Annotated in this window: 1 protein-coding gene; it reads right to left on the reverse strand. The window is 34.4% G+C overall.

The features are described 5' to 3' along the window. The coding region (locus ACQYZ7_RS16690; RefSeq protein ID WP_430730838.1) for a SprB repeat-containing protein at window positions 1-651 on the reverse strand (651 nt) is incomplete at both ends.

Below are 651 nucleotides of genomic sequence, written 5' to 3' on the forward strand. Positions count from 1 at the left end.
AAGCTTCTCTCCTTCACAACTCCCAGCTAACTCTTCATCTGTAAAAGTAGCTTCTAACCCTGAATTACAATTATCTGATTCATCTGTTACATCTCCTGTTACACCAACACTTGCATCATAATTACAGTTCGCATCTGAAAAAATTGAAATATCTCCTGGCACTGTAAAGTCTGGAACTATAGTGTCTTGAACAGTGATTACCATCGAATCTGTACCTGTTTTACCACAAGTATCGGTAACTGTAAATGTTCTTGTTACTGTAGTTATACATCCATTATAAGAAGTAACTTCATCTATATAACTAATACTCGCTATTGTTCCATCATCTGAAGCTGTATAACCAGTAGTAAAAAAGCTACCTTTAATATCAGAAGATTGTACTAAACTAAAAGAATATTTAGCGTTTAAGTTTGTTATATCATTTTCATCACATCCCTCTATCTCTAGAGTTTCTGGAACACTAATAATAGGGTCTTCATTATCTATCGACACTAAAGTGATTGAATCTACTTCTTGACAACCATTAGCATCTGTTACTGTAACAGTATAGGTACCCTCTATTAAGCCACTAATATCTTCTGTAGTGGCTCCTGTATTCCATAAATAAGTATAATCTGTCGTTCCTCCTGATACTGTTAAATCAATAGCTCC

The organism is Tenacibaculum sp. SDUM215027, from assembly GCF_050566205.1.
Taxonomy (GTDB): Bacteria; Bacteroidota; Bacteroidia; order Flavobacteriales; family Flavobacteriaceae; genus Polaribacter.